This window comes from Actinotalea sp. (assembly GCF_041597215.1).
Taxonomy (GTDB): Bacteria; Actinomycetota; Actinomycetes; order Actinomycetales; family Cellulomonadaceae; genus Actinotalea.
Genome location: NZ_JBFHHB010000345.1, coordinates 1 through 2,194 on the forward strand (window position 1 = coordinate 1; position 2,194 = coordinate 2,194).

At 69.9% G+C, this 2,194-nt stretch carries 2 pseudogenes; one reads left to right on the forward strand and one right to left on the reverse strand.

Annotated features, from left to right (window positions below):
- Positions 1–215: 215 nt before the first annotated feature.
- A pseudogene (locus ABWK99_RS15800) lies at positions 216–1,640 on the reverse strand (class I tRNA ligase family protein); the annotation flags it as partial.
- A gap of 66 nt (positions 1,641–1,706) precedes the next feature.
- Here ABWK99_RS15800 and ABWK99_RS15805 point away from each other — a divergent pair.
- Positions 1,707–2,194, forward strand: a pseudogene (locus tag ABWK99_RS15805) (leucine--tRNA ligase); the annotation flags it as partial.

The window sequence follows — 2,194 nt, forward strand, 5'->3', positions numbered from 1 at the left end:
ATCCTCGTCGGGCGCGCGTGACGGGCGTGCGCGATCCTCGGCCCGTCCGGGTGCACCCGCGCTCCCGTCCGGACCGGCCGAGAGCATCGCGTCGAGGCGCTCGCTCCCGGGCCGGTCGAAGGTCACATCCGGACGCTAGGAGCCGCGACACCCCCTCGCGGCCAGGACCCGGCCACCCTGTGGATCCGCGGGCCGGCGCGATCCTGCGCGCGGAGTCAGACCACGACGTTGACGAGCGTCGGCGGCCGCACGATCACCCGTCGCACCTCACGGCCGTCCATCGCCCGCTGCACCCCGGCGCTCGCCAGGGCGATCTCCCGCAGCTCGTCCTCCGTCGCCTCCGGGGAGACCTCGACACGGTCGCGCACCTTGCCCTGCACCTGCAGGACGCAGGTCACCGTCTCCTCGACGAGGTAGGCGGGATCCGCGACGGGGAACGCCTCCCTGGCGAGACTCTCGGCGTGACCGAGACGGGCCCACAGCTCCTCGGCGAGGTGCGGGGCGAACGGGGCGACGAGCAGGACGAGGCACTCGGCAGCGGCCCGCGGGACCTGGGCGAGTCCGGTGAGGTGGTTGTTGAGCACGATGAGCCGGGCGATCGCGGTGTTGAACCGCATCGCGTCCATCTCGGTGCGGACCTCGTCGATCGCCTTGTGCATCGCGCGCAGGGTGGTCTCGTCGGGGTCGTCGTCGACGACGGTGAGCTCGCCGGTCTGCTCGTCGACGACGTTGCGCCACAACCGCTGCAGGAACCGCTGCGACCCGACGACGGCACGGGTCTCCCACGGGCGGGACAGGTCGAGCGGTCCCATCGACATCTCGTAGAGCCGGAAGGTGTCGGCGCCGTAGGCCTCGTACATCTCGTCGGGCGAGACGACGTTCTTCATCGACTTGCCGATCTTCCCGTACTCCCGGGCGACCTCCTCACCGTTCCAGCGGTACCCGGTCGAGGACGACTCGTCCTCGACGACCTCGGCAGCAGGCACGTACTGACCACGCGCGTCCGTGTACGCGTAGGCCTGGATGTACCCCTGGTTGAACAGCGTGCGGAAGGGCTCGATGCTGCTCACGTGGCCCAGGTCGTACAGGACCTTGTGCCAGAACCGCGCGTAGAGCAGGTGCAGGACGGCGTGCTCGACTCCGCCGACGTACAGGTCCACCCCGCCGCTGACACCGGCCAGGTCGTCGTGCTTCGGGCCCATCCAGTAGGCCTCGAGCTCGGGGTCGACCACGAGCTCCCGCGTGCCCGGGTCGAGGTAGTTGAGGTAGTACCAGCAGGACCCGGCCCAGTTGGGCATGGTGTTCGTGTCCCGGCGGTAGGTGCGGGGCCCGTCCCCGAGGTCGAGCGTGACGGTGACCCAGTCCTCGTTGCGCCCGAGCGGGGGCTCCGGGGTCGAGCTCGCGTCGTCGGCCGCGAAGGTCCGCGGCGAGTAGTCCGGGACCTGCGGCAGCTCGACGGGCAGCTGGGCATCGGGCAGGGCGATGGGCAGGTCGTTCTCGTCGTAGACGATCGGGAACGGCTCACCCCAGTAGCGCTGACGGCTGAACAGCCAGTCACGCAGCCGGTAGGTGACGGTGCCTGTCCCCATGCCCTTGGCCTCGAGCCACGCGATGATCGCGCTCTTCGCCTCGGTGACGCCCCCTACATCAACTCCTCCAACGCCGACCTGGTCAACGGCGGTCTGGATCTCAACGGACTGAGCGATGTGACCGAAGGCGTCGCCGCCACCAACGCCTGGCTGGAGGCCAACAACCTGGGCGAAGCCACGGTCACCTACAAACTTCGCGACTGGCTGTTCAGCCGGCAGCGCTACTGGGGTGAGCCGATCCCCATCCTGCACGGCCCCGACGGCGAGCTGCGGCCGGTCGACGAGGCCGAGCTGCCGTTGGAGCTCCCTGACGTGGAGGACTTCCGCCCCCACGCCTCCGAGGACCCGGACGCCGAGCCGCAGCCGGCGCTCATGGCCGCTCCGGACGAGTGGAAGCTCGTCGAGATCGACGGCACCACCTACCGCCGCGAGCTCAACGTGATGCCCCAGTGGGCCGGGTCGTGCTGGTACTACCTGCGCTACATCGACCCCGGCAACGACGAGGCGCTCGTCGACCTCGACAAGGAGCGCTACTGGATGGCGCCCAACGGCGTCGACCTCTACGTCGGGGGAGTGGAGCACGCGGTGCTGCACCTCCTGTATGC